The organism is Burkholderia sp. AU33545 (genome assembly GCF_020419685.1).
In the GTDB taxonomy this organism is placed as follows: domain Bacteria; phylum Pseudomonadota; class Gammaproteobacteria; order Burkholderiales; family Burkholderiaceae; genus Burkholderia; species Burkholderia diffusa.
This window is the reverse complement of the sequence record NZ_JAIZRQ010000004.1, coordinates 435,158-457,921: the sequence shown is the minus strand read 5'-3', so window position 1 is coordinate 457,921 and position 22,764 is coordinate 435,158. Positions and strand designations below refer to the sequence as shown.

The following is a 22,764-nucleotide window of genomic DNA, read 5'->3' as shown; positions in this document are numbered from 1 at the left end:
TCGAAGCCGGGTCGCCCGCTACCGCGCCGCATCCGACGTCACCGCCCGGCAAGCGCGCGGTCGATCATCTCGCCGATCCGCCGCGCGAGCGCGTCCATCCGCTCGGCCGGCACGCCGCCGTAGCCGAGCACGAGCCCGTTGTAGCCGTGCGCCGTGCCCGGCAGGCAGAACGACGACAGCGGCCGCAGGATCAGCCCGTGCGCCTGCGCGACGCGGCTCAGCGCCGTGTCCGCCACCGGCACGTCGAGCCGCGCCGACAGATGCATGCCGCCCGCGCCGCCCGACACCGTCAGCTGTGTGCTCAATCGCCGCGCCAGGGCGTCGTGCAGCGCGTCGCGCCGCTCGGCATACACGCGGCGCATGCGCCGCAGATGCCGCGTGAAATGCCCGGCCTCGATGAAATCCGCGAGCGCGCGCTGCTCGACCGCGCGGCCCTGCAACATCAGCGCGCCCGCCGCGTCGCGCAGCGGCTGCGCAAGCGCGGGCGGCACGACCATGAAGCCGAGCCGCAACGCGGGAAACATCACCTTGCTGAACGTGCCGAGGTAGATCACCGGCGCATCGTCCGCGAGCCCCTGCACGGCCGCGTGCGGCGTGCCGTGGTGGCGAAACTCGCTGTCGTAGTCGTCCTCGACGATCCATGCGCCGGCCGCGCGCGCCTGCGCGACGAGCGCGAGCCGCCGTTCGAGACTCATCACCGCGCCGAGCGGATACTGGTGCGACGGCGTGATGTAGACGAGCTTCGGCGAACGATCGCGCCAGTCGTCCGGATGCGGCGCCAGCCCCTGCGCATCGACGCCGATCGGCTCGACGCGCAGGTCGGCCGCGAGAAACGCGTTGCGCGCACCGTGGTAGCCGGGGTTCTCGATCCATGCGACGTCGCCCGCGTCCGCCAGCGCGCGGGCGCACAGGTCGAGCGCGCCCTGCGTGCCGTCGGTGACGATCACCTGCGCGGCGTCGCAACGCACGCCGCGCGATGCGCGCAAATAACCGGCGATCGCGTCGCGCAGCACCGCGTCGCCTTCCACGGACTGATAGCCGAGCTGCGCCGGCCCCGCCGTGCGCCATGCGCGTTCGACGCAGCGCCGCCACTGCGCGAGCGGGAATTCGTCGACGGCCGGCACGCCCGGCATGAACGGCAGCGATTCGTCGAGGCCGCTCGTCGCGCGCTCGGCCTGCGCGACGCGCCGCGACAGCATCGCCGCATCGCCGGCGGGCGCCGCAGCGGCGATCTGCGACCCGCACAAACCCATCCGGGCGACTACCGTGCCCTGCCGCGTGCCGGTCACGAACCCTTCCGATGCGAGCCGCTCGTACGCGTATAGCACCGAGTTGCGCGCGATGCCGAGTTCGTCGGCCAGCGTGCGCGACGCGGCAAGCCGCGCGCCTTCGGCGATCCGGCCGCTCAGGATCGCGTCGCGCAGACACGCGTACAGCCGCTGCTGCTGCGACATCCGCGCGGCAGCGTGCGGCCCCGCCTCGCGCTCGAAGGTCGACAGCAGCACCGCGTAATCCATCGTGGCTCCAGAATGTGGGAATGTCATGGGTCTACACATGGTGCCACGAACTTTCTATCGTGGATGTCCGTTCTCGTTTCCGGCCGCGCCGGCAACGCTTCATTTCATCCATCCTCGAAAGGTTCGCGACCATGAACGCTACCAACACCGGCCTGACCGTCCGCCCCGTGCGCGAAGACGATCTCGACAACTGGCTGCCGCTGTGGGACGGCTACAACCGCTTCTACGGCCGCTTCGGCGACACCGCGCTGCCACGCGAGATCACACAGCTCACGTGGTCGCGCTTCTTCGACGGCTACGAGCCCGTGCATGCGCGTGTCGCGGAACGCGACGGCCGGCTCGTCGGGCTCGTGCATTTCCTGTATCACCGGAGCACGACGCTGATCGGGCCAACCTGCTATCTGCAGGATCTTTTCACGCTCGAGAGCGAACGCGGCAAGGGCGTGGGCCGCGCGTTGATCGAAGCCGTGTACGACGCCGCGCAGGCGCAACGCGCCGAACGCGTGTACTGGCAAACGCACGAGACGAATCACACCGCGATGCGGCTCTACGACACCGTCGCGGAAAAAACCGGATTCGTGATCTACCGGAAGGTCTTGCCACGTTGATCATGCCGCACGCGGCGGCGGCTTCACGCCAGCGGCCGCGCCTTGATCCACAGGAACAGCGGCACGCGCGACCACTGCTTCAGCGTGTCCGGGTCGACGCGGTCAGGCGGCGGCAGCGATCAGCCCGCGAAATGCTTCGACAACCCGTCGCGCGCCGCAACCGATTTCCAGAGCGTGGCCGCCGCCGCGTTCGGTTTCCGTTTCCGGCGGCGGCGTTCTACAGTTACGAGAGACGACACGCGGCGCCGCCCACTTTCTCGTTCGGTTCGCGTGCGCCGATACGCACCCGAATCCGAGGAATGTCCATGCCGAGTATCGTCGCCGGTCCCGCCCATCTTCCGCCGAGCCCCGTCGCCGCCGAAACGCGCATGGTGCACGACATCGCCACGCTGCAACCGTCGGACTATCGTTCGGCCGACGGTGCATCGTGGGTCATCGCCACCCTCACGCCGGCCCCGGACAGCGGCGAAAACGTGACCGGCACGACCTACTTCGATACCGCGAAACAGCGAACCGTCGCGGTGCCCGACGCGCGCCGGCGTTATGCGAACCGCGGCACCTGGCAGGTCGTCGCGAGTTCGAGCCCGTCGATACCCGCCACCGGCCGCTACGACTGGCTGACGCTCGCATGGCTGCCGATCAACCGGCGGCCGCTGCCGCAAACGCCCGAGCATCTGTATTCGCCGTTCATTCACGGCGGCACGATCGTCTACCGGTGGAATCCGGCCGCGCAAGGCGGCGAGCAATTTGGCAGCGTGCGGATGATCTTTCCGGAGTGGCAGGAGCAGGTGGCGGACGTGCTGCGCGGCGCGCCCAGCGCCGTCGCACAAGCAGCAGTCGCCGCGTCCACATCGGCGCTCGATCGCGTGAAGCAGGACGACAACCCGATGGCCGCCGTGCTCGACTTCGGCGCCGCGCTGCATGAGGAACCGGCCGACCGGATCGCCGCACGCCTGCCGGCATTGCTGCGCGCGAACGACCTGCACGAAGTGTCGGCGATCGTGTTCCAGTGCATCGCCGCATCGCGCGAAGCGGACCGGCCGCGCTTCGTCGAAGCGATCAGCGGGTCGATCTTCTCGATCGACGACAGCGCGCGCCTGCTCGCGATCGCCTACGGCGCGTTCGCGGCCGGCAGGGCGAAGCCGCGTCCGTTCAGCGATGCCGCGCAGGCCGCGCGTATCAACGACGTGTTCGCGGCGTTGAAGCAGCGGACGTCGACACTCGGCGTGCCGGTCGGTCAGGGTTCGCCGTGGTACGAGTTCTTCACCGCGTACCGGCTCGGCGGCGCGGCGCCTGTCTCCGGCGGAAACAGGCAGTAATTGCCGGTGCCGCGCGATCGTCAGTCGACCTGATGCTTCGAGACGCTTCGACGAAAGCAACGTCATCCTGAATGCAGGTACTCGGCATGCAATTCGCGGGCGCAGAGCGACGCATGTCGCGAGCGCTAACGGGAACCCGCGTGCGTCGCACAGGGTCGAAACGCCACATGACCGGCAACGGTGTCGCCTTCACCGGTCGATCCACGATCCCCGCACCCCTTTTCTTCCCATGTTGAGCATCGGTCCCTTCTCGATCCGCGTCGTCGCGGTAGCCGCCGCCGCGCTGCTGGCGTGGCTCGTCGCCCGCTTCATCCAGCGCCGCCCGCCCGACGGCCAGCACAAGACCGCGTCGAGCCTGATCCTCGACGTGCTGCTGCTCGGGCTGGTCGCCGCGCGCATCGGCTACGTCGTGCAATGGTGGCGCGAATATGCAGCGGCGCCACGGTCCATCATCGCGCTCGGCGACGGCGGCTTCGACTGGCGCATCGGCATCGCCGCCGCGCTCGTGTTCGCCATGTGGCGGCTGCGTCGCCTGCCCGCCCTTCGCCGCCCGGTGGCAGCCGGCATCGTCGCGGGTCTCGCCGCATGGGGTATCGCGCAAGGCACGCTCGCGACGCTGCAGCGCACCGCGCCGCCGTTAGCCGCGATGCAGCTCGAAGCGCTCGATTCGACGCCCGTGCTGCCGCAACGCTTTGCCGGCAAGCCGGTCGTCGTGAACCTGTGGGCAACGTGGTGCGCGCCTTGCCGGCGCGAGATGCCGATCCTCGAACAAGCGCAGCGCGAGCATCCCGGCATCACGGTGCTGATGCTCAACCAGGGGGAAAACGCGCAGGCGGTGCGCGTGTTCCTCGAACAGCAGGGGCTACGCTTCGACAACGTGCTGCTCGATCCGCCGTTGCATGCGATGCATGCGTACGGGTCGCACGGGCTGCCCACGACGCTGTTCTTCGATGCGAAGGGCGAACTCGTCGAATCGCACATGGGTGAGATCACCGCCGCGCGGTTGAAGGACGCCGTGGCGCAACGCTTCGGTCAGTGATCCCGTCGGCAGCCTGCGCGAGGCCATGATCGACCGTCGATGGCAGCGCGTTCCCGCTGCCGCGGCTGACCCGCCCCACGACATGTCGATACGCCGACAGCCGCCCGTCACGCTTACGGCCTCGACAAGACCATCACGCGCCCCGACACTCGCTGAAGCTTCAACCAGCCCGTATCGGCCGTGAACCGAAGCTGCTGCAACGGAAAATCGAATCCCGCCCTCTGCGCAGCGCTGACCACCGCGTCGGCGATCCAGCGGATCAGTTCCTTTCCTTCGTCGGTCGTCTGGTGACCGTTCTGGACGCCGTAGAAATAGCGATTCCCTGCGTTGACCTCGTTCTGCAGTTGCATCCAGTGCCCCGGAAGGCCCGGCAGGGTTCTGAACAGATCCGCCACGCGCTGCGTCGTCAGGCCGCGCGCCCACAACGCGCCATTCACCGCGGGCCGCGCCAGGTTGTGACGGTCTGCGTCCTGAGCCTGCCCCTTGATCTCGCCTTTCAGAATATCGGGTTTCGTCATCGCACTGTCCTCTTAAGGGCCCGGCAAGCGGGCCAATTGAATAAAAGCCGCCGAATATCGAGCGCGCGCGCTCCGTGCACGATACCTCTAATCTCGAAATTAATCGCCTGTCAGGTGTATCAGGCGAGCGCATCGCAACATCGAAGGAATGAATCAGCCCGCCCCGACGGGCACCGAAGCCTGATCCTCCGGCCATTCCCGCCCGCGCACCCATTCATTGTTCAAATAAGCGTGACGCGCAGCGATATCATTTCGCGGATATTCAAAATCGCATTCGATTAAATGTTCACCATTAAATCAAACTGTTTCGATCTCCGATTTTCTGGACAATTTCCATTCCCGGCCGAATATTTTTTTATTTATTTTTCGCCATGCTGGCCGCGTCGCGTTTGAAACGGCAAACGTTTGCGCGACGCACAAAACGCCTTATCCACCGACCTTCAGGAGGCAAGCATGGCCGACTCTCAAACGTCCTCGAATCGCGCCGGCGAGTTTTCGATTCCGCCGAACACCGACTTCCGCGCGATTTTCTTCGCGAATGCCGCCGAGCAGCAGCACATCAAGCTGTTCATCGGTGACAGCAAGGAACCCGCCGCCTATCACAAGCTGACCACGCGCGACGGCCCGCGCGAAGCCACGCTGAATTCCGGCAACGGCAAGCTCCGCTTCGAAGTGACGGTGAACGGCAAGCCGTCGGCCACCGACGCCCGCCTCGCGCCGATCAACGGCAAGAAATCGGACGGCTCGCCGTTCACGGTCAACTTCGGAATCGTCGTGTCGGAAGACGGTCACGACAGCGACTACAACGACGGCATCGTCGTGCTGCAATGGCCGATCGGCTGACGGACCAACGCTGACGAAGATTCGCGGCGCGGCATGTCCGGCGCGCCGCTTTCCGGATTGCAATGACGGCGGAGCCCACCGCGCATTGCGATCCGTGCGGGCCACCATCGGCTGCCCGCGCGCTGCGCCACGCGCGACACGGCGAAATCCGATCGCCGGCCGCGTCACGCAGGACAATCCATCAAAACGAGGACGACATGACACAACCCTTTACCCACGACGACCTGTATGCGCTTCTGCAGCTCGCCGGCAACGACGCAACCGCCGTACAGGCGAACGGCGACCAGGCGGTGCTCGACCGGATGCGTCAGTTCATGACCGCGCAGCTCGTGGAAAAATTGCCGCAATACGACGTGTTCGTCGACATCGCGACCATCCCGTACAGCTTCGACGTCGGCAGCTGGCAGAACAAGGTGAAGGCCGACGCGGCGGGCCAGGTGATCGCGTGCACGGTGACGTGGGCCGGCGCGCCCGGTGTACTGCCCGGCGCGGCGGCGAAATTCGGCGTCGGCGCGGTCGTCAATTACTTCTCGAAGGCGACGCCGCAACCCGCGCAGCCGGAACCCACGACGACCGGCGGCGGCGAGCGCGACGGCATCTTCAACCTGCCGCCGAACATCGCGTTCGGCGTGACGGCGCTGGTCAATTCGGCCGCGCAGCAGACGATCGAAGTCTATGTCGACGACAACCCGAAGCCGGCCGCGACGTTCCAGGGCGCCGGCACGCAGGACGCGAACCTGAACACGCAGATCGTGAACTCGGGCAAGGGGAAGGTGCGCGTGGTCGTGACGGCGAACGGCAAGCCGTCGAAGATCGGCTCGCGCCAGGTCGACATCTTCAAGAAAACCTACTTCGGGCTGGTCGGCTCGGAAGACGGCACGGACGGCGACTACAACGACGGCATCGCGATCCTGAACTGGCCGCTGGGCTAAGCAGCGCGATCCTGTCGATCTTCGCCACGCCGTCCGGCGTGGCGACTGCATCGACGCTGCCCGACGGCGCGGGCAGCACGACCGCATTCGCCGCCTGCGGCCGGCATCGCGAACCGTGCGTCTGCGAGCGGCGCACGGTCGAGGTCGTAGCACGGGCATCCCACGAGCCCGTTTCCGCGGGAAACCACACCGCCGCAACGCGCTGGCCGCGAAACCGGAGATCGCGTGCCGTCACCCATGCGTTCGCGCGAAAACCCGCATGGCGTGTACAGTCGAGGGCTGCCGACGCGCGAGCGCATGCCCGTCCGACCATGACGGACGCCGGCGCCCGTCGCGCGCTTGCCCGCTCAACCCGGAATCCCGTCATGTTTCTCGATCATCTTCATCCCGAACGCTGGACGTTCCTGTGGAACGCGTTGTCCACACTCTCGCTCAGGCTCTGCGCCGCCCTCGCGCTGCTCGTCGCGGGCTGGTGGCTGTCGAAACGCATCGGCCGCTGGCTGAACCGGCTGCTCGCGAACAAGGAGCGCGTCGACGACACGCTGCGGCCGATCCTCTGCGACGTCGCCGTGTGGGGCATCCGCATCGTCGCGATCGTCGGCGCGCTGTCGCAGCTCGGCATCGAAACCGCGAGCGTCGTCGCGGTGCTCGGCGCGGCCGGCCTCGCGATCGGGCTCGCGTTGCAGGGCACGATGCAGAACATCGCGGCCGGCATCATGCTGTTGCTGCTGCGGCCATTCAAGGTGGGCGACTTCATCGACGGCGGCTCGAGCGTCGCCGGGACGGTGGACGAGGTCGGACTCTTCATGACGCGGCTGACGAAGCCGGACGGCATCTGCGAATACGTGCCGAACAGCGCGCTGTGGGGCAGCGCGATCCGCAACTACACGCGCAATCCGACGCGCCGTCTCGATCTCGAAGTGGAAGTGTCCGTGCACGACGACATCGATCGTGCACTCGACGCGCTGCGTGCGCTGGCCGAGGCCGACCCAGACGTCCTGCAGGATCCCGCACCGGACGTGATGGTGATGCGTTTCGACGACAGCACGGCGATCGCGAACATGCGCGTGTGGACGCACACCGACACGTTCTGGGCGCTGCGCTGGCGCCTCGCGCGCCAGGTGCGCAAGACGCTTGCCGATGCGGACTGCGTACTGCCCATCCGCACGCGCGAGCTGCACATCGTGCACGACGCCGAACAGCAGCGCCGGGCCGACCCGCGCCGCGTGCAGGCATCGTGACGCGCGTCGCGACGCAACCGGGCGCACGACGGCGCAAGCCGCGCCGTGCGCCCCGCCTGCGTCACATCCGGACGATATCGAGCAGCGCCTTCTTGCCGCTCTTGTACGTGAACACCGAGATCGCGCCATGCTTCAAATCGCCTTGCGGCGTGAAGCTCGTTTCGCCGATCACGCCACGATAATCGGTCGCCGGCATGGCGGCGAGCACCTTCGCCGGATCCGTCGAGTTCGCGCGCTTCATCGCGTCGACGATGATGTACACCGCGTCGTACGAGAACGGCGCATACACCTGCATCGGCTGGTGATAGCGCGCGTCGTAACGCTTCACGAACGCCGCGCCGCCCGGCATCTTCTCGAGCGCGATGCCGGCTTCCGAGCACACGACGTTGTCCGATGCCGGGCCCGCGAGCTTCGGCAGGTCGGTCGAGCACACGCCATCGCCGGCGAGGATCCTGGCGCGAATGCCGAGCTGGCGCGCCTGCTTCGCGAGCGGGCCGCCGGTCGCATCCATCCCGCCGTACATGATCGCGTCGGGGTTCTCGCCCTTGATCTTCGTGAGGATCGCGCGGAAGTCGATCGCCTTGTCGTTGGTCGCGTCGCGCGAGATGACCTTGATCCCGGCAGACTTCGCCGCCTTCTCGAACTCGGTCGCCAGGCCCTGCCCGTACGCGGTCGAATCGTCGACCACGGCCACCGTCCTGATGCCCATGTTCTTCGCCGCATACATCGCCAGCGCGGGCCCCTGCTGCGCATCGGTCGCGACCACGCGATAGGTCGTCTTGAAGCCCTGCTGCGTGTACGTCGGGTTGGTAGCGGCCTGCGAGATCTGCACGACGCCGCCATCGCGATAGACGCGCGACGCCGGGATCGACGTGCCCGAGTTGTGATGGCCGACGACGCCGACCACCTTGTCGTCGACGAGCCGCTGCGCGACCTGCGTCGCGGTGCGCGGGTCGCCTGCGTCGTCCTGCGCGTCGAGCTGCAGCGTGACCTTCCTGCCGCCGATCACGAGCCCCTTCGCGTTGATCTCCTCGACCGCGAGCCGCGCACCGTTCTCGCTGTCCTTGCCGAGGTGCGCGATCGCGCCGGTCAGCGGCGCGACGTGCCCGATGCGCACGACGTCGTCCGCGTGCGCGGACAACGCAGGCAATGCGCACGCCAGCGCGGCCGCGGTCGCGCATGCCGTTTTCTTCCGATGTCGATTCATGTTCGTCTCCTTCCTTGTCGCTCTTGGTTCGTGATCAGGACCGTCGTTGATTGCAGGCGAAGCGATGCGGTCACGCGCGCCCTTCGAAGCCGAGCAGCACGTTCACCGCGTTGATACCGATTTCCTCGACCATGTAGCCGCCCTCCATCACGAACAGCGTCGGCAGGTTCAGGCGCGCGAGCGCTTCGCCGATCCGCAGGTAGTCGGGCGAGCGCAGCTTGAAATGGCTGATCGGATCGTGCTCGAACGTATCGACGCCGAGCGACACGACGAGCAGGTCGGGTGCGTGCTTCGCGATTGCGGCGGCGGCCTGGCCGAGCGCCGTCGCATAGGTGTCCCACTGCGTGCCCTTCGACAGCGGCAGGTTCAGGTTGAAGCCTTCGCCCGCGCCCGCGCCGCGCTCGTCCGCGTAGCCGGAGAAGTACGGGTACGACACGGCCGGCTCGCCGTGCAGCGACGCGAACAGCACGTCCGAACGCGCGTAGAAGATGTCCTGCGTGCCGTTGCCGTGGTGGAAGTCGACGTCGAGCACGGCGACGCGCGCGGCACCGCTCGCGATGCCGTGCTGCGCGGCGATCGCCGCGTTGTTCAGGTAGCAGTAGCCGCCCATGTACTCGCGGCCCGCATGGTGGCCGGGCGGGCGGCACAGCGCGAACGCCGCGCGCGCACCGCCGTTCGACAGCAGGTCGGTGCCGGTGAGCGCCGAGTTCGCGCTCGCGCTCACCGCGTCCCACGTGCCGGCGTTGATCGGTGCCCCGGCATCCATCGCGAAGAAGCCGAGCTTGCCGTCGATGAAGTCGGGCAGCGTCGCGGCCGACGGCATCGCGCGCACCGGCCATACGAGCGGCAGCGCCTGGCAGGTGCGGCCGGTCGCGGTCCATTCGTCCCATGCGCCGGCGAGGAAGTCGACATAGCGCGCGCTGTGCGCGCCGGCATAGCACGCGCGGTCGAACGCGCGCGGCGCGATCACGTCACCGAGACCGGACGCGCGGACCTGCGCGAGCACCGTCTCGGCGCGAAGGGGGTTCTCGAACGAATCGGTGATCGCGCCGTCCTTCAGTTCGACGCCGCGATGCAGATGGTGATCGCTGCTGTAGACCGTGAGCATGGTTGACCGTTGCATTGAACGCTTCAAGGGGATGGCAACAGTCTATTGACGCCGGCCGGCAATAACTTTGCTTTTCGCCTCACCGTTTCATACAATTTTGAGAAAACCGCCTACGGAGACCCTGGAATGAGCAAAAATCGCGCTTCGATGGAACTGGACGGCGTCGACCGCGCGATGCTCCGCCTGCTGCAGGAAGACGGCGCGCTCTCCAACGCGACGCTCGGCGAACGGCTGTCGCTGAGCGTCACGCCGTGCTGGCGGCGGCGCAAGCGGCTCGAGGACGAAGGCGTGATCACCGGCTACCAGGCGAACCTGGACCGCCGCGCGCTCGGGATGAACGTGTTCGCGTTCGTGCAGGTCACGTTCAACATGCATTCGGACCAGGATTCGGACCACTTCGAGGACGTGATGCGGCGTCACGACGAAGTGACGTCGTGCCACAAGATCACCGGCGCGGCCGACTACATCCTGCAGGTCGTCGCCGCCGATCTGGACGCGTATGCGGAATTCGTCGAACGCGTGCTGAGGAAGCAGGCCGGCGTGTCGTCGATCCAGTCGAGCCTCGCGCTGCGCGAGGTCAAGTTCTCGTCGCGCGTGCCGGTGCCGGATGCGTGATCGAATCGTTCAAGCGCCCGTTCGCGGGCATCCACCGTCGAACCTCATCCCATGGAGCGCTACCGTATGAAGCATTTCATTTCTTCCGCGTCGATCGCCGCCATGATCGCCTGCGCGTTTGCATTGGCCGCGTGCGCGAATGAGCCGGTTTATCCTCTCCCGCCCGATGTCGCCGGCCACGACACACAGGCCTCGCAAACGGCGCAAACAGCCCAGGCCGCGCCGCCGGTCGTCGGCGGCGATCGCGACGCGCACGGCTGCATCGGCTCGGCCGGCTACGCATGGTGCGAGCGAACGCAGCAATGCGAGCGTCCGTGGGAACTCGCGAAGGCGCAAGGCTTCGCGAATTCGGCGCTGGGGTACGACCAGTTCTGCCGGGGCGGTTCGTCCAAATGATGAAGTGATCGGAACCGGATCGCGGTGCAACGCCGCGGTCCGGATGCAGTATCGATATCGCGCGCGTCGCGCCTCGTCCGTCCCCGCCGTTTTTCCGGTTCCGCGCACCGTCATTCCGGAAACCCGGACACGCAAGAAACCCCACGAAAACAAGGATATTCCGCGCGTGCGACACGGGAATCGAGTTCGGTTATATTACGCGCCCCTTGCCATCCCGCCCCCTCGGAACGCATGGTGCGCGGCCTCTTTCGACGCAGCCTGAAGCGCCGTCCGGCGAGGCCTGCAGCACGGGCTTGCGCACGCGTGGCGCGAACGTGAAGCATGCGATTGCGTGAGCGCATGAAGCCGATCCGAAGGTGTCCTTCGCAACGGCTTCGCGTGCGCAAATGCAACGGCGAACGCGGCCGGTCCGGAGTTCCGGATTCGCGGTCCGGATATCCGGATGCGCGGGCCGAACGCGAATCCGCATCGGCCGGGCGGCATGGCAAACCGATGCATTCAAGTTGAAAAGGGATCTGCTGTGATCAAAACGTTACGGGTAATACTGTCGGCGCTCGCGCTGTGCGTCGCCGCGTCGTCCGCGCACGCGGCCGATACGAAGAAGGTCGACGTCCTGCTGGTGGGCGGCGGCATCATGAGCTCGACGCTCGGCGTGTGGCTGCACGAGCTTCAGCCCGACTGGTCGATGACGATGGTCGAACGCCTCGACGGCGTCGCGCTGGAAAGCTCGAACGGCTGGAACAACGCGGGCACCGGCCACTCGGCGCTTGCGGAGCTGAACTACACGCCGGAAAAGGCGGACGGCAAGATCGACATCTCCAAGGCCATCGAGATCAACGAGTCGTTCCAGATCTCGCGCCAGTTCTGGGCGTGGCAGGTCAAGCAGGGCGTGCTGAAGAATCCGCACTCGTTCATCAACTCGACGCCGCACATGAGCTTCGTGTGGGGCGACGACAACGTCCGCTTCCTGAAGAAGCGCTACGACGCGCTGCAGGCGAGCCCGCTGTTCCGCGGCATGCAGTATTCGGAAGACTACGACCAGATCAAGCAGTGGGTGCCGCTGATGATGGAAGGCCGCGACCGCAAGCAGAAGGTCGCCGCGACGTGGACGCCGATCGGCACCGACGTGAACTTCGGCGAGATCACCCGCCAGTTCGTCGGCTACCTGAAGACGCAGCCGAACTTCACGCTGTCGCTGTCGAGCGAAGTGCGCGAGATCACGCGCAACGCCGACGGCACGTGGCACGTGTCGTGGGTGAAGCTGCATTCGGATGAACCGCCGCAGGCCGTCGACGCGAAGTTCGTGTTCATCGGCGCGGGCGGCGGTGCGCTGCACCTGCTGCAGGCGTCGGGCATCCCCGAGGCGAAGGACTACGGCGCGTTCCCGGTCGGCGGCTCGTTCCTCGTGACCGACAACCCCGAGGTCGTGAAGCGCCACCTCGCGAAGGCGTACGGCAAGGCGTCGGTCGGCTCGCCGCCGATGTCGGTGCCGCACCTCGACACGCGCATCATCGACGGCAAGAAGATCATCCTGTTCGGGCCGTTCGCGACGTTCTCGACCAAGTTCCTGAAGAACGGCTCGTACTTCGACCTCGCGAAGAGCACCAACCTGCACAACGTCGCACCGATGATGCGCGTGGGCGTCGACGAATTCCCGCTCGTCCAGTACCTCGCGGGCCAGTTGATGCTGTCCGACGACGACCGCTTCAACGCGCTGAAGGAATATTTCCCGGACGCGAAGAAGGAAGACTGGCGCCTGTGGCAGGCCGGCCAGCGCGTGCAGATCATCAAGCGCGACCCGAAGAAGGGCGGCGTGCTGAAGCTCGGCACCGAGATCGTCAGCTCGCAGGACGGCAGCATCGCGGGCCTGCTCGGCGCATCGCCGGGCGCGTCGACAGCCGCGCCGATCATGCTGCACCTGATGCAGAAGGTGTTCAAGGACAAGGTCGCGACGCCCGAATGGCAGCAGAAGATCCGCCAGATCGTGCCGAGCTACGGCACGAAGCTGAACGACAGCCCGGCGAAGGTCGTCGAGGAATGGACGTACACGAGCGACGTGCTGCAGCTCTCGCCGCCGCCGAAGATCGACCTGACGGCGCCGTCGCAGGCGACGGGCGGGGCCCCGGCGCGCCCCGCAAAGGCTGCGGCCGACATGGCGCTGTAACGCGTCCGGGTGCCGCGCGGCACCGCGGGGCACCGTTGCGCCGCACGACACGGCCGCCCTCCGGGGCGGCCGTTTTTCGTCATGGCGGCGATCGGGGCCTGTTTTCCGGAAACAACGGGCGCTGAATGCGCACTGTCCTTGCAGGCATCGCCCGCAGCCGGTCGCCCGCAGCCGGCCCCTCGCAGCCGATCGTCCGCATTCGCCTCCTCGCTTCCGCTAGAATTGCGGCACGCGCGACCCCGTCGCCGCCCGATCCATCATCCGCATCGACGCAATCTAAGCGACGCCCGATGCGGCCCGCGCCCGAGCCGCGCGAGCGCCGCCCGCCGTTGCCGCGCCCGCCCGGGCGCCACATCAACCGAATTCAGTTGGAGAAAGACCTTGTTTACCTGCCGAAACCAGAGCTGCGGCACGCAGTGGGAACAGTCCGACGTCGTCATCAAGGACGAAGGCCAGGGGCTGCTGTTCCGCTGCCCGCTGTGCGGCGCGCGCAACTACCTCGAACGTTTCGAAGATGACGAAGGCAACGTCGTCTACGAACAGATGGAAGGCCGCCCCTACCTCGGAGACGTGGAATGACCCAGCCGACCGCCACGCCGTTCAGCGCACTGCCGCTGACGCCCGCCTCGCTCGCGAACCTCGCGCAGCTCGGCTATGTCGACATGACGCCGATCCAGGCCGCGAGCCTGCCGATCGCGCTGGCCGGCCAGGACCTCATCGCGCAGGCGAAGACGGGCAGCGGCAAGACCGCCGCGTTCTCGCTCGCGCTGCTGGCGCGCCTCGACGCGCGCCGCTTCGACGTGCAGGCGATGATCCTGTGCCCGACGCGCGAGCTCGCCGACCAGGTCGCGCAGGAAGTGCGCCGCCTCGCGCGCGCCGAAGAAAACGTGAAAGTGCTGACGCTGTGCGGCGGCACGCCGATGCGGCCGCAGGCGCAGAGCCTCGAGCATGGCGCGCATATCGTCGTCGGCACGCCGGGCCGCATCATGGATCACCTCGACCGCGGCAACCTGAAGCTCGACGCGCTGAACACGCTCGTGCTCGACGAAGCCGACCGGATGCTCGACATGGGCTTCTTCGACGACATCGCGAAGGTCGCGCGGATGTGCCCGACGACGCGCCAGACGCTGCTGTTCTCGGCGACCTATCCGGACGGCATCGCGAAGCTGAGCCAGCAGTTCCTGCGCAATCCGAAGGAAGTGAAGCTCGAGGAGCGCCACGACGACAGCAAGATCCGCCAGCGCTTCTATGAAGTGACCGAGAACGAGCGGCTGCACGCGGTCGGCCAGTTGCTGAATCACTACCGGCCGGTGAGCACGATCGCGTTCTGCAACACCAAGCAGCAATGCCGCGACCTGCTCGACGTGCTGCACGCACAGGGCTTCCACGCGCTCGCGCTGCACGGCGAGCTCGAACAGCGCGAACGCGACCAGGTGCTGATCCAGTTCGCGAACCGCAGCTGCTCGGTGCTGGTCGCGACCGACGTCGCCGCGCGCGGGCTCGACATCGCGCAGCTCGAGGCGGTGATCAACGTCGACGTGACGCCCGACCCCGAAGTGCACGTGCACCGCATCGGCCGCACCGGCCGCGCGGACCAGGCAGGCTGGGCGCTGAGCCTCGCCAGCATGGACGAGATGGGGCGCGTCGGCGCGATCGAGCAGGCGCAGAAGCGCGAAGTCGAATGGCATCCGCTCGCGGAACTGAAGCCGGCCGGCAACGACACGCTGCTGCCGCCGATGGAAACGCTGCAGATCCTCGGGGGCCGCAAGGACAAGATCCGGCCGGGCGACGTGCTCGGCGCGCTGACCGGCGACGCGGGGTTCGACGGCAAGCAGATCGGCAAGATCAACGTGACCGAGTTCTCGACCTACGTCGCGATCGAGCGTGGCGTCGCGCACGACGCGCTGCGCAAGCTCAATGCAGGGAAGATCAAGGGCAAGCGCGTCAAGGTCCGGTTGATGGACGAGGAATGACGACGTGATGCCGGCGCGGGCCGCAACGCTTACGCGGCGCGCCCGCCCAGCATCGCCAGATACTGCTGCACCGCTCCCCATTCCCCGCCGATCCGGCAGAGCACGACGAGTTCGGCGCCCGGCACGTTGCCCGCGAGTTTCCGGTATACGATGTTCGGCGCCGGCACCAGCGCCACGCCGAGGCCGGCCCCCGCCACCGCCAGCACGGACAGCGTGCTGCTCACCTTGTGCACGATGCGCGGCGCCCGGCCGAGCACCCGCCGGAGGATCGCCAGCCGCCCTTCGTCGTCACCGTCGGCCGCATAGAAAATGAACGGTTCGTCCGCCAACGCCGCTTCGCGAGCGGCTGCCGGTCGCGCCTCCTTCCCAGCTCGGTTGCGTGCCGTCCGCCGCGCCAGCTTCGTATCGAAAACAGCCACGCCGGGCCGTGAAGCGAGCGCGCATCGCCGACTGTCGACGCACGAATATCGAGATTTTTATCAAAAGATCAGCAGGGTTCGTCGCGCGCAGGCCGGACTCGCTTGACCAAATCATCAAATCGGCCTGATTCCAGGTTGCTTGTGCGTCGCACCATACCAAATACCTGCCGCGCCCTTCATACCGCCAAACCAGGAATGTCGGGATTTTTGCAGCGCACACATTCCCGTTGCAGCCCGTTCCTGGCACTGCCCTTGCTCAGTCATTCACACCGGCCCCTTGCGCGACACCCTCCGTGCGCAGACAACCGGTTCGAACGATCCCAATCAAGGAGACATGACCATGGCGTTACTGGAACGGTCGGCGTGGTACGACATTGCCCGCTCGACGAACTGGACCCCCCGATATGTTACGGAGTCCGACCTTTTCCCCGAGATCATGACTGGCGCGCAAGGCATTCCGATGGAAACGTGGGAAGCCTACGACGAGCCGTACAAGACTTCCTATTCCGAATACGTCCGCATTCAGCGCGAAAAGGATGCCGGCGCCTATTCCGTGAAGGCCGCGCTGGAGCGCAGCCGCATGTTCGAGGAGGCCGATCCCGGCTGGCTGTCGATCCTGAAGTCGCACTACGGCGCCATCGCGCTCGGCGAATACGCCGCCATGAGCGCGGAAGCGCGCATGGCCCGCTTCGGCCGCGCCCCCGGCATGCGCAACATGGCGACGTTCGGCATGCTGGACGAGAACCGCCACGGGCAACTGCAGCTGTATTTCCCGCACGATTACTGCCACAAGGACCGTCAGTTCGACTGGGCCCACAAGGCCTACCACACGAACGAGTGGGGTGCGATCGCCGCGCGCAGCACGTTCGACGACCTGTTCATGTCGCGCAGTGCGCTCGAGATCGCCGTGATGCTGACGTTCGCGTTCGAAACCGGCTTCACCAACATGCAGTTCCTGGGCCTCGCCGCGGACGCCGCCGAAGCCGGCGATTTCACGTTCGCGAGCCTGATCTCGAGCATCCAGACCGACGAATCGCGCCATGCGCAGATCGGCGGCCCCGCGCTGCAGATCCTGATCGCGAACGGCCGCAAGGAAGAGGCGCAGAAGCTCGTCGACGTCGCCATCGCCCGCGCATGGCGTCTCTTCTGCCTGCTGACCGGCACCTCGATGGACTACGCGACGCCGCTGCATCACCGCAAGCAATCGTTCAAGGAGTTCATGCGCGAGTGGATCGTCGGCCAGTTCGAACGCACGCTGATCGATCTCGGCCTCGACCTGCCGTGGTACTGGGATCAGATGATCAACGAGTTCGACTACCAGCATCACGCGTACCAGATGGGCATCTGGTTCTGGCGGCCGACCATCTGGTGGAACCCCGCCGCCGGCATGACGCCGGATTGCCGCGACTGGCTCGAAGAGAAGTATCCCGGCTGGAACGACACGTTCGGCAAGGCCTGGGACGTCATCATCGACAACCTGGTCGCGGGCCGGACGCACCTGACGATGCCGGAAACCCTGCCGATCGTCTGCAACATGAGCCAGTTGCCGATCTGCGCGATTCCCGGCAACGGCTGGAACGTGAAGGACTACCCGCTCGACTACAACGGCCGCACCTATCACTTCAACTCGGAAATCGACCGCTGGGTCTTCCAGCAGGATCCGCTGCGCTATCGCGATCACATGACGCTCGTCGATCGCTTCCTCGCCGGGCATATCCAGCCGCCCGACCTGATGGGCGCGCTCAAGTACATGAGCCTCGCCCCCGGCGAGAGCGGCGACGACGCACATCGATACGCGTGGGTCGAGGCCTACCGCAATCGCGGCAATCAACAGAAAGCCGCGTAAGACGGCCGATCAATGGAGGACGACATGGCACTTTTTCCGGTGATTTCCAATTTCCAGTACGACTTCCTGCTGCAGCTCGTGGCGGTCGATACCGACAACACCATGGACGAGATCGCGGCCGCGGCCGCGCATCACTCGGTCGGCCGGCGCGTCGCGCCGCGGCCGGACAAGGTCGTGAGGGTGCGGCGCCAGGGCAGCGAGACGTTCTTCCCGCGCGACGCGCGGCTCGGCGAGACGGACATCCGGCCGATGGAAGCGCTCGAGTTCATTTTCTGCGACGCGTGAGGCCGACATGACATTTCACAAAGCATGCACGCTCGACGAGCTGTGGGAAGGCGACATGACCGAAGTCGAGGTCGAAGGCCACGTGATCGTGCTGGTCCGCCCCGAAGGGGGCGAGCCGCGCGCGTTCCAGGGCATCTGTCCGCACCAGGACATTCCGCTCGCGGAAGGCAAGTTCGACGGCCGCGTACTGATGTGCCGCGCACATCAATGGACCTTCGATGCGAATACGGGCAAGGGCATCAATCCCGGCGACTGCCGGCTCGCGGAATATGCCGTGAAACTCGACGGGGACGACATCCTCGTTGCCGTGGAGGGCGTCGAACCGCTCTTCGCCCATTCCTGACCTGACGTAGGACACACCATGAGTCACGACAACACGGCGGACGCCTATCGCAACAACCGCGTCGGCCCCATCCTGCGCGCGAGCAGCATCACGGCCGGCGTCATCGAAGCCGCCCAGGAAGACAACCCGGACAAGGAGATCCGCATCGACGACAAGCTCGCCTACGTGCGCATCGACACCGACGGCGAACTGGTCCTGCGCCGCGCGACCCTGGAGGCCGCGCTCGGCCGGCCATTCAAGATGTCGGAACTGGAAATCAACCTCAGCTCGTTCGCGGGCCGCATCGAGACGACGGACGACTACGTCCGCTTCTATTACGAAAAGACGCTCTGACCGGAGACCAGCATGACGCAACCCGAAATCCTGAAGCCGCTCAAGACGTGGAGCCATCTGGCCGCGCGGCGGCGCAAGCCGAGCGAATACGAGATCGTCTCGACCAACCTCCATTACACGACCGACAACCCCGACGCGCCGTTCGAACTGGACCCCAACTTCGGGATGGCGCAGTGGTTCAAGCGATACCGCAACGCGTCGCCGCTGCAACACGCCGACTGGAACGCGTTCCGCGATCCCGACGAGCTGGTCTATCGCACCTACAACATGCTGCAGGACGGCCAGGAGACATACGTCTTCGGTCTGCTCGACCAGTTCTCGTCGCGCGGCCATGACACGATGCTCGGGCGCGACTGGGCGGAACACCTCGCGCATCTGTATACCCCCGCGCGCTACCTGTTCCACGCGCTGCAGATGGGCTCCGCCTATCTGACGCAGCTCGCGCCCGCGTCGACGATCTCCAACTGCGCCGCCTACCAGACGGCCGACTCCCTGCGCTGGCTCACGCATACCGCGTATCGGACCAGGGAGCTGTCGCAGGCCTTTCCCGATCTCGGCTTCGCGAGCGACGAACGTCGCATCTGGGAACAGAGCCCCGCATGGCAGGGCTGGCGGCGGCTCGTCGAGGAAGCGCTCGTCGCATGGGACTGGGCCGAGAGCTTCGTCGCGCTGAACCTGGTCGCACGGCCCGCCATCGACGAGACCGTGCTGCGCACGCTCGGCCAGACGGCCCGCCACAACGGCGATACGCTGCTCGGCCTGCTGACCGATGCACAACTGGCCGACGCGCAACGGCATCGCCGCTGGGCAGGCGAGCTCGTGCGCATGGCGCTGGAACAGGACGGCAACCGCGCGGTGCTCGCTGCCTGGATCGACAAGTGGGCGCCGCTCGCGGATGCCGCCATCGACGCGTATTGCGATGCACTGCCCGACGCGCAGGATGCGGCAGCGCGTGCGCGCGCGGCGGTCGGCGAATTCCGGCGCGGCATCGGCCTGTGACCGCTGGATGAACCCGGGGCCGGCCCGTGCCGGCCCCCGTAACGCGGAACCTGAAGATGGAACATCAGATCACGATTGAAGGCGGCGCGACATTCGCCGTCGACGCGTCGGAAGACGCGCTGCTGCGCGGCGCATTGCGTGCCGGCGTCGGACTGCCGCACGAATGCAGCGTGGGCGGCTGTGGCGCCTGCCGCTTCGAGCTCGTGTCCGGCGCGATGGACACGCTGTGGCCGGGCGCACCGGGCCTCTCCGAACGCGATCGCAAGCGCGGCAAGCGGCTCGCATGCCAGTCGCGCCCGACCGGCGATTGCACGATCCGCGTGCGCTGCGACGACAGTTACCTGCCCGTCGTCACCCCGTCGCGCCGGGAGGCGGAACTGGTCGCGCGTCGCAGCGTGACGCCGGACATGAGCGAATTCACGTTCCGCGCCCCGGGCGAGGCGGCGTTCCGCGCCGGCCAGTATGCACTCCTCTATCCGCCTTCGGCACAAGGCGCGCGCGCCTATTCGATGTCGAATCTGCCGAACGGCAACGGCCTCTGGCAGTTCGTCATCCGGCGCCTGCCCGGCGGCGCGGGCAGCAACGCGCTGTTCGACCGTATCGCCATCGGCGAGCGCGTGCTGCTCGACGGGCCTTACGGGCACGCCTACCTGCGCGACGACGACGCCCGCGACATCGTCTGCATCGCCGGCGGCTCGGGGCTCGCACCGATGCTGTCGATCGCACGCGGCGCGCTGGCGCAACCGGGATCCCCGCGTGTCCACTTCTTCTACGGCGCGCGCTCGCAGGCGGATCTCGGCGCCGCGGCGGAACTCGATGCGCTGGCGCACGAACGACTGTCGGTTTCCGTCGTGCTGTCCGCCCCGGATGCGTCGCAGCCATGGCACGGTGCGACGGGCTTCGTCCATGACGAGGCAGAGCGCGGGCTCGCGCAACCGCTCGACCGCTACCGCTTCTACTTCGCGGGCCCGCCGCCCATGATCGAGGCCGTGCAGGACCTGCTGATGCTCCGGCACAAAGTCCCCTTCGCGCAGCTCCACTTCGATCGATTCGTCTGACCCCGTTGCACGTGGCCCGCCCGGGCGGGCCGCGTGCATTCCTCTGCGAATTTCCCGCGCGTAGTTTCACCAATCGCCACGACGACACGCACCCGCTAAGCTGACCCGGGCGATTCGGTCGCAATGCGTGCCGGCATGCATGTTCCCGTGCGCCACATGCATCACCAGCACAGGGGAGCACCGGCCGAACCGGCCGCAAGCGAGGCAAGCATGTCAAGGAGCGAAATGCACGACGGCAAACCGGGTTCCGCGCCCCGGCATCGCGCGGGACATTCTCCGCGCGATGCCGGGCATCCGGAGATTCGCGTACCCGCCATCCACGACCTCGCAAAGCGTCTGCGATTCGCGCCCCAGCAAGGCAGGATCTGGCTCGACGACCAGCGCATGATGCTGATGCACATCAGTTCGTTCGGCGCGCTGCGCCAGGAGCTGATCGAGAGCCTCGGCAAGGAAACCGCACGCGGCCTCATTACCCGCATCGGCTACCAGGCCGGCACGCACGATGCCGCCATGGCGCGCAAGGTGCGAGCCGGCTTCAACACCTACGACGACTTCCTGGCCGGCCCGCAGCTCGTCTCGCTCGAAGGGATCGTCCACTGCGAACCGATCGCGCTCGACATCGATGTCGAGCGCGGCCACTATTTCGGCGACTTCTATCTGATCGACTCGTCGGAGGCGGAGGCGCACATCGCGAGTTACGGAATCGGCAACGACGCCGTCTGCTGGATGCTGATCGGCTATGCGTGCGGCTATACCAGCTCGTTCATGGGCCGGCCGATCCTGTGGCGGGAAATCGAATGCCGCGGGATGGGGCATGCAAAATGCCGCGTCGTCGGCAAGCCGGTCGAGGAATGGGACGATCCGCAGGACGATCTGCGCTTCCTGCAGATCGGCGATTTCGTCAAATGGTCGCTCGAGCCGCAGACCATGCCGCCGGCCACCAGCCGGATCGCCGAGCGGATCGCGCGCGCGCCCGAAAACAGTTTCGGCGTCGTCGGCATCTCGGCCGGCTTCAACACCGTGTGCCACATGGTCAACAAGGTGGCACCCACGGAGGCCACCGTGCTGTTTCTCGGCGAAAGCGGGGTTGGCAAGGAGGTGTTCGCGAACAACCTGCATCGGCTCAGCAAGCGGGCCGAGAAGCCGTTCGTGGCCGTCAACTGCGCGTCGATTCCGGAACACCTGATGGAATCCGAACTGTTCGGCGTCGAACGCGGCGGCTATACCGGCGCGACCTCGTCGCGGCCCGGCCGGTTCGAGCGGGCCGATGGCGGCACGCTCTTTCTCGATGAAATCGGCACGCTCAGCTTCACCGCGCAGGGCAAGCTGTTGCGCGCGCTTCAGCAGGGCGAGCTGGAGCGCGTCGGCGACACACGGACGCGCAAGATCGACGTGCGCGTGATCGCCGCAACGAACGTCAACCTGCGGGAAGCCGTCAAGGCCGGGCAATTCCGCGAGGATCTCTTTTTCCGCCTCAACGTGTTTCCGATCCAGGTGCCGCCGCTACGCGAACGGCGCGACGACATCCCGCTGATGATGAACTGGTTCCTTCAGCGGCTCGCCAAGAAGCACGACAAGCACATCACGGGCTTTCGCGAGCGCGCGGTCGACGCGATGTTCAACTACGACTGGCCCGGCAACGTGCGCGAACTGGAGAACATGATCGAACGCGCGGTGATTCTCGCCGAGGACGGCGGTGCGCTCGACCTCTGCCACCTGTTCACGACCGGCGAGGAAATCGACGTGTCGTCGTTCATTCTGAAACGCAGTGGCAACATCGCCTTGATGGACGAGCCGGTCGAGACGGCCCTGGCCCCGGCCTCGACCGGCCCCGGCGCCCGCCCCGGGCTCGCCGAAACCGAGGTGGCGATGCTGCGCGCCGCGATCGCCGAGGCAAACGGCAACCTCTCGCTGGCAGCGCGTGTGCTCGGCATCAGCCGGCCGACACTGGCCTACCGGTTGCGCAAGTACGGCATCGCCGCCGAATGACCCGACAAGCGC

Annotated in this window: 23 protein-coding genes and 1 pseudogene; 18 read left to right on the top strand and 6 right to left on the bottom strand. The window is 66.8% G+C overall.

Annotated features, from left to right (window positions below):
• Positions 1-38 precede the first annotated feature (38 nt).
• Positions 39-1,517, bottom strand: a complete 1,479-nt coding sequence (locus tag LGM71_RS15960) for a PLP-dependent aminotransferase family protein (RefSeq protein ID WP_226115342.1) — start codon at positions 1,515-1,517, stop codon at positions 39-41.
• A 131-nt stretch (positions 1,518-1,648) separates the two neighbouring features.
• Between LGM71_RS15960 and LGM71_RS15955 the strand changes: the two genes are divergently transcribed.
• On the top strand, positions 1,649-2,125 hold the full coding sequence (locus LGM71_RS15955; protein ID WP_059605006.1) for a GNAT family N-acetyltransferase: 477 nt from the start codon (positions 1,649-1,651) through the stop codon (positions 2,123-2,125).
• 23 nt (positions 2,126-2,148) lie between these two features.
• Here LGM71_RS15955 and LGM71_RS15950 read toward each other — a convergent pair.
• Positions 2,149-2,286 (bottom strand): annotated as a pseudogene (locus LGM71_RS15950) (class I SAM-dependent methyltransferase); the annotation flags it as partial.
• Positions 2,287-2,430: 144 nt separating this feature from the next.
• On the opposite strand from LGM71_RS15950, the gene LGM71_RS15945 reads away from it, so the two are divergent.
• Positions 2,431-3,444, top strand: coding sequence for a hypothetical protein (locus LGM71_RS15945; RefSeq protein WP_226115341.1), 1,014 nt, complete (start codon positions 2,431-2,433; stop codon positions 3,442-3,444).
• 229 nt (positions 3,445-3,673) lie between these two features.
• Positions 3,674-4,483, top strand: a complete 810-nt coding sequence (locus LGM71_RS15940) for a TlpA family protein disulfide reductase (protein ID WP_226115340.1) — start codon at positions 3,674-3,676, stop codon at positions 4,481-4,483.
• Between the two features lie 113 nt (positions 4,484-4,596).
• Here LGM71_RS15940 and LGM71_RS15935 read toward each other — a convergent pair whose 3' ends face one another.
• Complete coding sequence (locus LGM71_RS15935) at positions 4,597-5,001, bottom strand: hypothetical protein (protein WP_059605000.1); 405 nt, start codon at positions 4,999-5,001, stop codon at positions 4,597-4,599.
• A 453-nt stretch (positions 5,002-5,454) separates the two neighbouring features.
• Here LGM71_RS15935 and LGM71_RS15930 point away from each other — a divergent pair, with 453 nt between their 5' ends.
• The 3 genes from LGM71_RS15930 (at position 5,455) to LGM71_RS15920 (ending at position 8,017) form a co-directional block, all read left to right on the top strand.
• Positions 5,455-5,844 carry a fucose-binding lectin II gene (locus LGM71_RS15930; protein ID WP_059604998.1) on the top strand — a complete coding sequence of 130 codons (390 nt, stop codon included), beginning with the start codon at positions 5,455-5,457 and terminating at the stop codon, positions 5,842-5,844.
• 197 nt (positions 5,845-6,041) lie between these two features.
• Positions 6,042-6,776, top strand: a complete 735-nt coding sequence (locus LGM71_RS15925) for a fucose-binding lectin II (protein ID WP_124903207.1) — start codon at positions 6,042-6,044, stop codon at positions 6,774-6,776.
• A 365-nt stretch (positions 6,777-7,141) separates the two neighbouring features.
• Positions 7,142-8,017, top strand: a complete 876-nt coding sequence (locus LGM71_RS15920) for a mechanosensitive ion channel family protein (RefSeq protein ID WP_226115339.1) — start codon at positions 7,142-7,144, stop codon at positions 8,015-8,017.
• A gap of 61 nt (positions 8,018-8,078) precedes the next feature.
• Here LGM71_RS15920 and LGM71_RS15915 read toward each other — a convergent pair whose 3' ends face one another.
• Positions 8,079-9,224 carry a branched-chain amino acid ABC transporter substrate-binding protein gene (locus LGM71_RS15915; protein WP_226115338.1) on the bottom strand — a complete coding sequence of 382 codons (1,146 nt, stop codon included), beginning with the start codon at positions 9,222-9,224 and terminating at the stop codon, positions 8,079-8,081.
• Between the two features lie 70 nt (positions 9,225-9,294).
• Positions 9,295-10,332 carry a histone deacetylase family protein gene (locus LGM71_RS15910; protein ID WP_124627815.1) on the bottom strand — a complete coding sequence of 346 codons (1,038 nt, stop codon included), beginning with the start codon at positions 10,330-10,332 and terminating at the stop codon, positions 9,295-9,297.
• Between the two features lie 126 nt (positions 10,333-10,458).
• Here LGM71_RS15910 and LGM71_RS15905 point away from each other — a divergent pair, with 126 nt between their 5' ends.
• The 5 genes from LGM71_RS15905 to dbpA all read left to right on the top strand — a co-directional run bounded on the left by LGM71_RS15905 (position 10,459) and on the right by dbpA (position 15,480).
• Positions 10,459-10,947, top strand: coding sequence for an Lrp/AsnC family transcriptional regulator (locus LGM71_RS15905; RefSeq protein WP_226115337.1), 489 nt, complete (start codon positions 10,459-10,461; stop codon positions 10,945-10,947).
• 66 nt (positions 10,948-11,013) lie between these two features.
• Positions 11,014-11,343 carry a hypothetical protein gene (locus tag LGM71_RS15900; RefSeq protein WP_226115336.1) on the top strand — a complete coding sequence of 110 codons (330 nt, stop codon included), beginning with the start codon at positions 11,014-11,016 and terminating at the stop codon, positions 11,341-11,343.
• 481 nt (positions 11,344-11,824) lie between these two features.
• Positions 11,825-13,507 (top strand): malate dehydrogenase (quinone), encoded by a 1,683-nt coding sequence (mqo, locus tag LGM71_RS15895; protein ID WP_226115335.1) that lies wholly within the window; start codon positions 11,825-11,827, stop codon positions 13,505-13,507.
• A gap of 381 nt (positions 13,508-13,888) precedes the next feature.
• Positions 13,889-14,086 (top strand): hypothetical protein, encoded by a 198-nt coding sequence (locus LGM71_RS15890; protein ID WP_059604979.1) that lies wholly within the window; start codon positions 13,889-13,891, stop codon positions 14,084-14,086.
• The gene (gene dbpA / locus LGM71_RS15885; protein ID WP_226115334.1) at positions 14,083-15,480 is read left to right on the top strand and encodes an ATP-dependent RNA helicase DbpA; all 1,398 of its coding nucleotides are present in this window, start codon (positions 14,083-14,085) and stop codon (positions 15,478-15,480) included. The genes LGM71_RS15890 and dbpA overlap by 4 nt, the downstream gene beginning before the upstream one ends.
• Before the next feature lie 29 nt (positions 15,481-15,509).
• Here the strand turns inward: dbpA and LGM71_RS15880 are convergent, their stop codons facing one another.
• Positions 15,510-15,899: a LysR substrate-binding domain-containing protein gene (locus tag LGM71_RS15880; RefSeq protein ID WP_226115333.1), complete on the bottom strand. Its 390-nt coding sequence runs from the start codon at positions 15,897-15,899 to the stop codon at positions 15,510-15,512.
• Between the two features lie 340 nt (positions 15,900-16,239).
• On the opposite strand from LGM71_RS15880, the gene LGM71_RS15875 reads away from it, so the two are divergent.
• From LGM71_RS15875 to LGM71_RS15845, 7 genes are all read left to right on the top strand, one after another.
• Entirely contained in the window at positions 16,240-17,745 is a 1,506-nt protein-coding gene (locus LGM71_RS15875) for a toluene monooxygenase (protein WP_059604973.1), read from the top strand.
• A gap of 24 nt (positions 17,746-17,769) precedes the next feature.
• Positions 17,770-18,030, top strand: coding sequence for a toluene-4-monooxygenase system B family protein (locus LGM71_RS15870; RefSeq protein ID WP_226115332.1), 261 nt, complete (start codon positions 17,770-17,772; stop codon positions 18,028-18,030).
• A gap of 7 nt (positions 18,031-18,037) precedes the next feature.
• The gene (locus LGM71_RS15865; protein ID WP_059604970.1) at positions 18,038-18,373 is read left to right on the top strand and encodes a Rieske 2Fe-2S domain-containing protein; all 336 of its coding nucleotides are present in this window, start codon (positions 18,038-18,040) and stop codon (positions 18,371-18,373) included.
• Positions 18,374-18,391: 18 nt separating this feature from the next.
• Positions 18,392-18,706 (top strand): MmoB/DmpM family protein, encoded by a 315-nt coding sequence (locus tag LGM71_RS15860; protein WP_059604967.1) that lies wholly within the window; start codon positions 18,392-18,394, stop codon positions 18,704-18,706.
• Positions 18,707-18,718: 12 nt separating this feature from the next.
• Positions 18,719-19,705, top strand: coding sequence for an aromatic/alkene monooxygenase hydroxylase subunit beta (locus LGM71_RS15855; protein ID WP_151047145.1), 987 nt, complete (start codon positions 18,719-18,721; stop codon positions 19,703-19,705).
• A 56-nt stretch (positions 19,706-19,761) separates the two neighbouring features.
• Positions 19,762-20,763, top strand: a complete 1,002-nt coding sequence (locus LGM71_RS15850) for a 2Fe-2S iron-sulfur cluster-binding protein (RefSeq protein WP_226115331.1) — start codon at positions 19,762-19,764, stop codon at positions 20,761-20,763.
• 210 nt (positions 20,764-20,973) lie between these two features.
• Complete coding sequence (locus tag LGM71_RS15845) at positions 20,974-22,752, top strand: sigma-54-dependent Fis family transcriptional regulator (protein ID WP_226115330.1); 1,779 nt, start codon at positions 20,974-20,976, stop codon at positions 22,750-22,752.
• The last annotated feature ends 12 nt before the right edge of the window (positions 22,753-22,764 follow it).

Excerpts from the sequence above, each read along its gene's own strand:
- dbpA (WP_226115334.1), top strand. The coding sequence starts at position 14,083 with ATGACCCAGCCGACCGCCACGCCGTTCAGCGCACTGCCGCTGACGCCC.
- LGM71_RS15845 (WP_226115330.1), top strand. The coding sequence starts at position 20,974 with ATGTCAAGGAGCGAAATGCACGACGGCAAACCGGGTTCCGCGCCCCGG.
- LGM71_RS15930 (WP_059604998.1), top strand. The coding sequence starts at position 5,455 with ATGGCCGACTCTCAAACGTCCTCGAATCGCGCCGGCGAGTTTTCGATT.
- LGM71_RS15915 (WP_226115338.1), bottom strand. The coding sequence starts at position 9,224 with ATGAATCGACATCGGAAGAAAACGGCATGCGCGACCGCGGCCGCGCTG.
- LGM71_RS15860 (WP_059604967.1), top strand. The coding sequence starts at position 18,392 with ATGAGTCACGACAACACGGCGGACGCCTATCGCAACAACCGCGTCGGC.
- LGM71_RS15905 (WP_226115337.1), top strand. The coding sequence starts at position 10,459 with ATGAGCAAAAATCGCGCTTCGATGGAACTGGACGGCGTCGACCGCGCG.
- LGM71_RS15945 (WP_226115341.1), top strand. The coding sequence starts at position 2,431 with ATGCCGAGTATCGTCGCCGGTCCCGCCCATCTTCCGCCGAGCCCCGTC.
- LGM71_RS15875 (WP_059604973.1), top strand. The coding sequence starts at position 16,240 with ATGGCGTTACTGGAACGGTCGGCGTGGTACGACATTGCCCGCTCGACG.
- LGM71_RS15920 (WP_226115339.1), top strand. The coding sequence starts at position 7,142 with ATGTTTCTCGATCATCTTCATCCCGAACGCTGGACGTTCCTGTGGAAC.
- LGM71_RS15925 (WP_124903207.1), top strand. The coding sequence starts at position 6,042 with ATGACACAACCCTTTACCCACGACGACCTGTATGCGCTTCTGCAGCTC.
- LGM71_RS15865 (WP_059604970.1), top strand. The coding sequence starts at position 18,038 with ATGACATTTCACAAAGCATGCACGCTCGACGAGCTGTGGGAAGGCGAC.
- LGM71_RS15900 (WP_226115336.1), top strand. The coding sequence starts at position 11,014 with ATGAAGCATTTCATTTCTTCCGCGTCGATCGCCGCCATGATCGCCTGC.
- LGM71_RS15855 (WP_151047145.1), top strand. The coding sequence starts at position 18,719 with ATGACGCAACCCGAAATCCTGAAGCCGCTCAAGACGTGGAGCCATCTG.
- LGM71_RS15870 (WP_226115332.1), top strand. The coding sequence starts at position 17,770 with ATGGCACTTTTTCCGGTGATTTCCAATTTCCAGTACGACTTCCTGCTG.
- mqo (WP_226115335.1), top strand. The coding sequence starts at position 11,825 with ATGGCAAACCGATGCATTCAAGTTGAAAAGGGATCTGCTGTGATCAAA.
- LGM71_RS15960 (WP_226115342.1), bottom strand. The coding sequence starts at position 1,517 with ATGGATTACGCGGTGCTGCTGTCGACCTTCGAGCGCGAGGCGGGGCCG.
- LGM71_RS15850 (WP_226115331.1), top strand. The coding sequence starts at position 19,762 with ATGGAACATCAGATCACGATTGAAGGCGGCGCGACATTCGCCGTCGAC.
- LGM71_RS15940 (WP_226115340.1), top strand. The coding sequence starts at position 3,674 with ATGTTGAGCATCGGTCCCTTCTCGATCCGCGTCGTCGCGGTAGCCGCC.
- LGM71_RS15935 (WP_059605000.1), bottom strand. The coding sequence starts at position 5,001 with ATGACGAAACCCGATATTCTGAAAGGCGAGATCAAGGGGCAGGCTCAG.
- LGM71_RS15955 (WP_059605006.1), top strand. The coding sequence starts at position 1,649 with ATGAACGCTACCAACACCGGCCTGACCGTCCGCCCCGTGCGCGAAGAC.
- LGM71_RS15910 (WP_124627815.1), bottom strand. The coding sequence starts at position 10,332 with ATGCTCACGGTCTACAGCAGCGATCACCATCTGCATCGCGGCGTCGAA.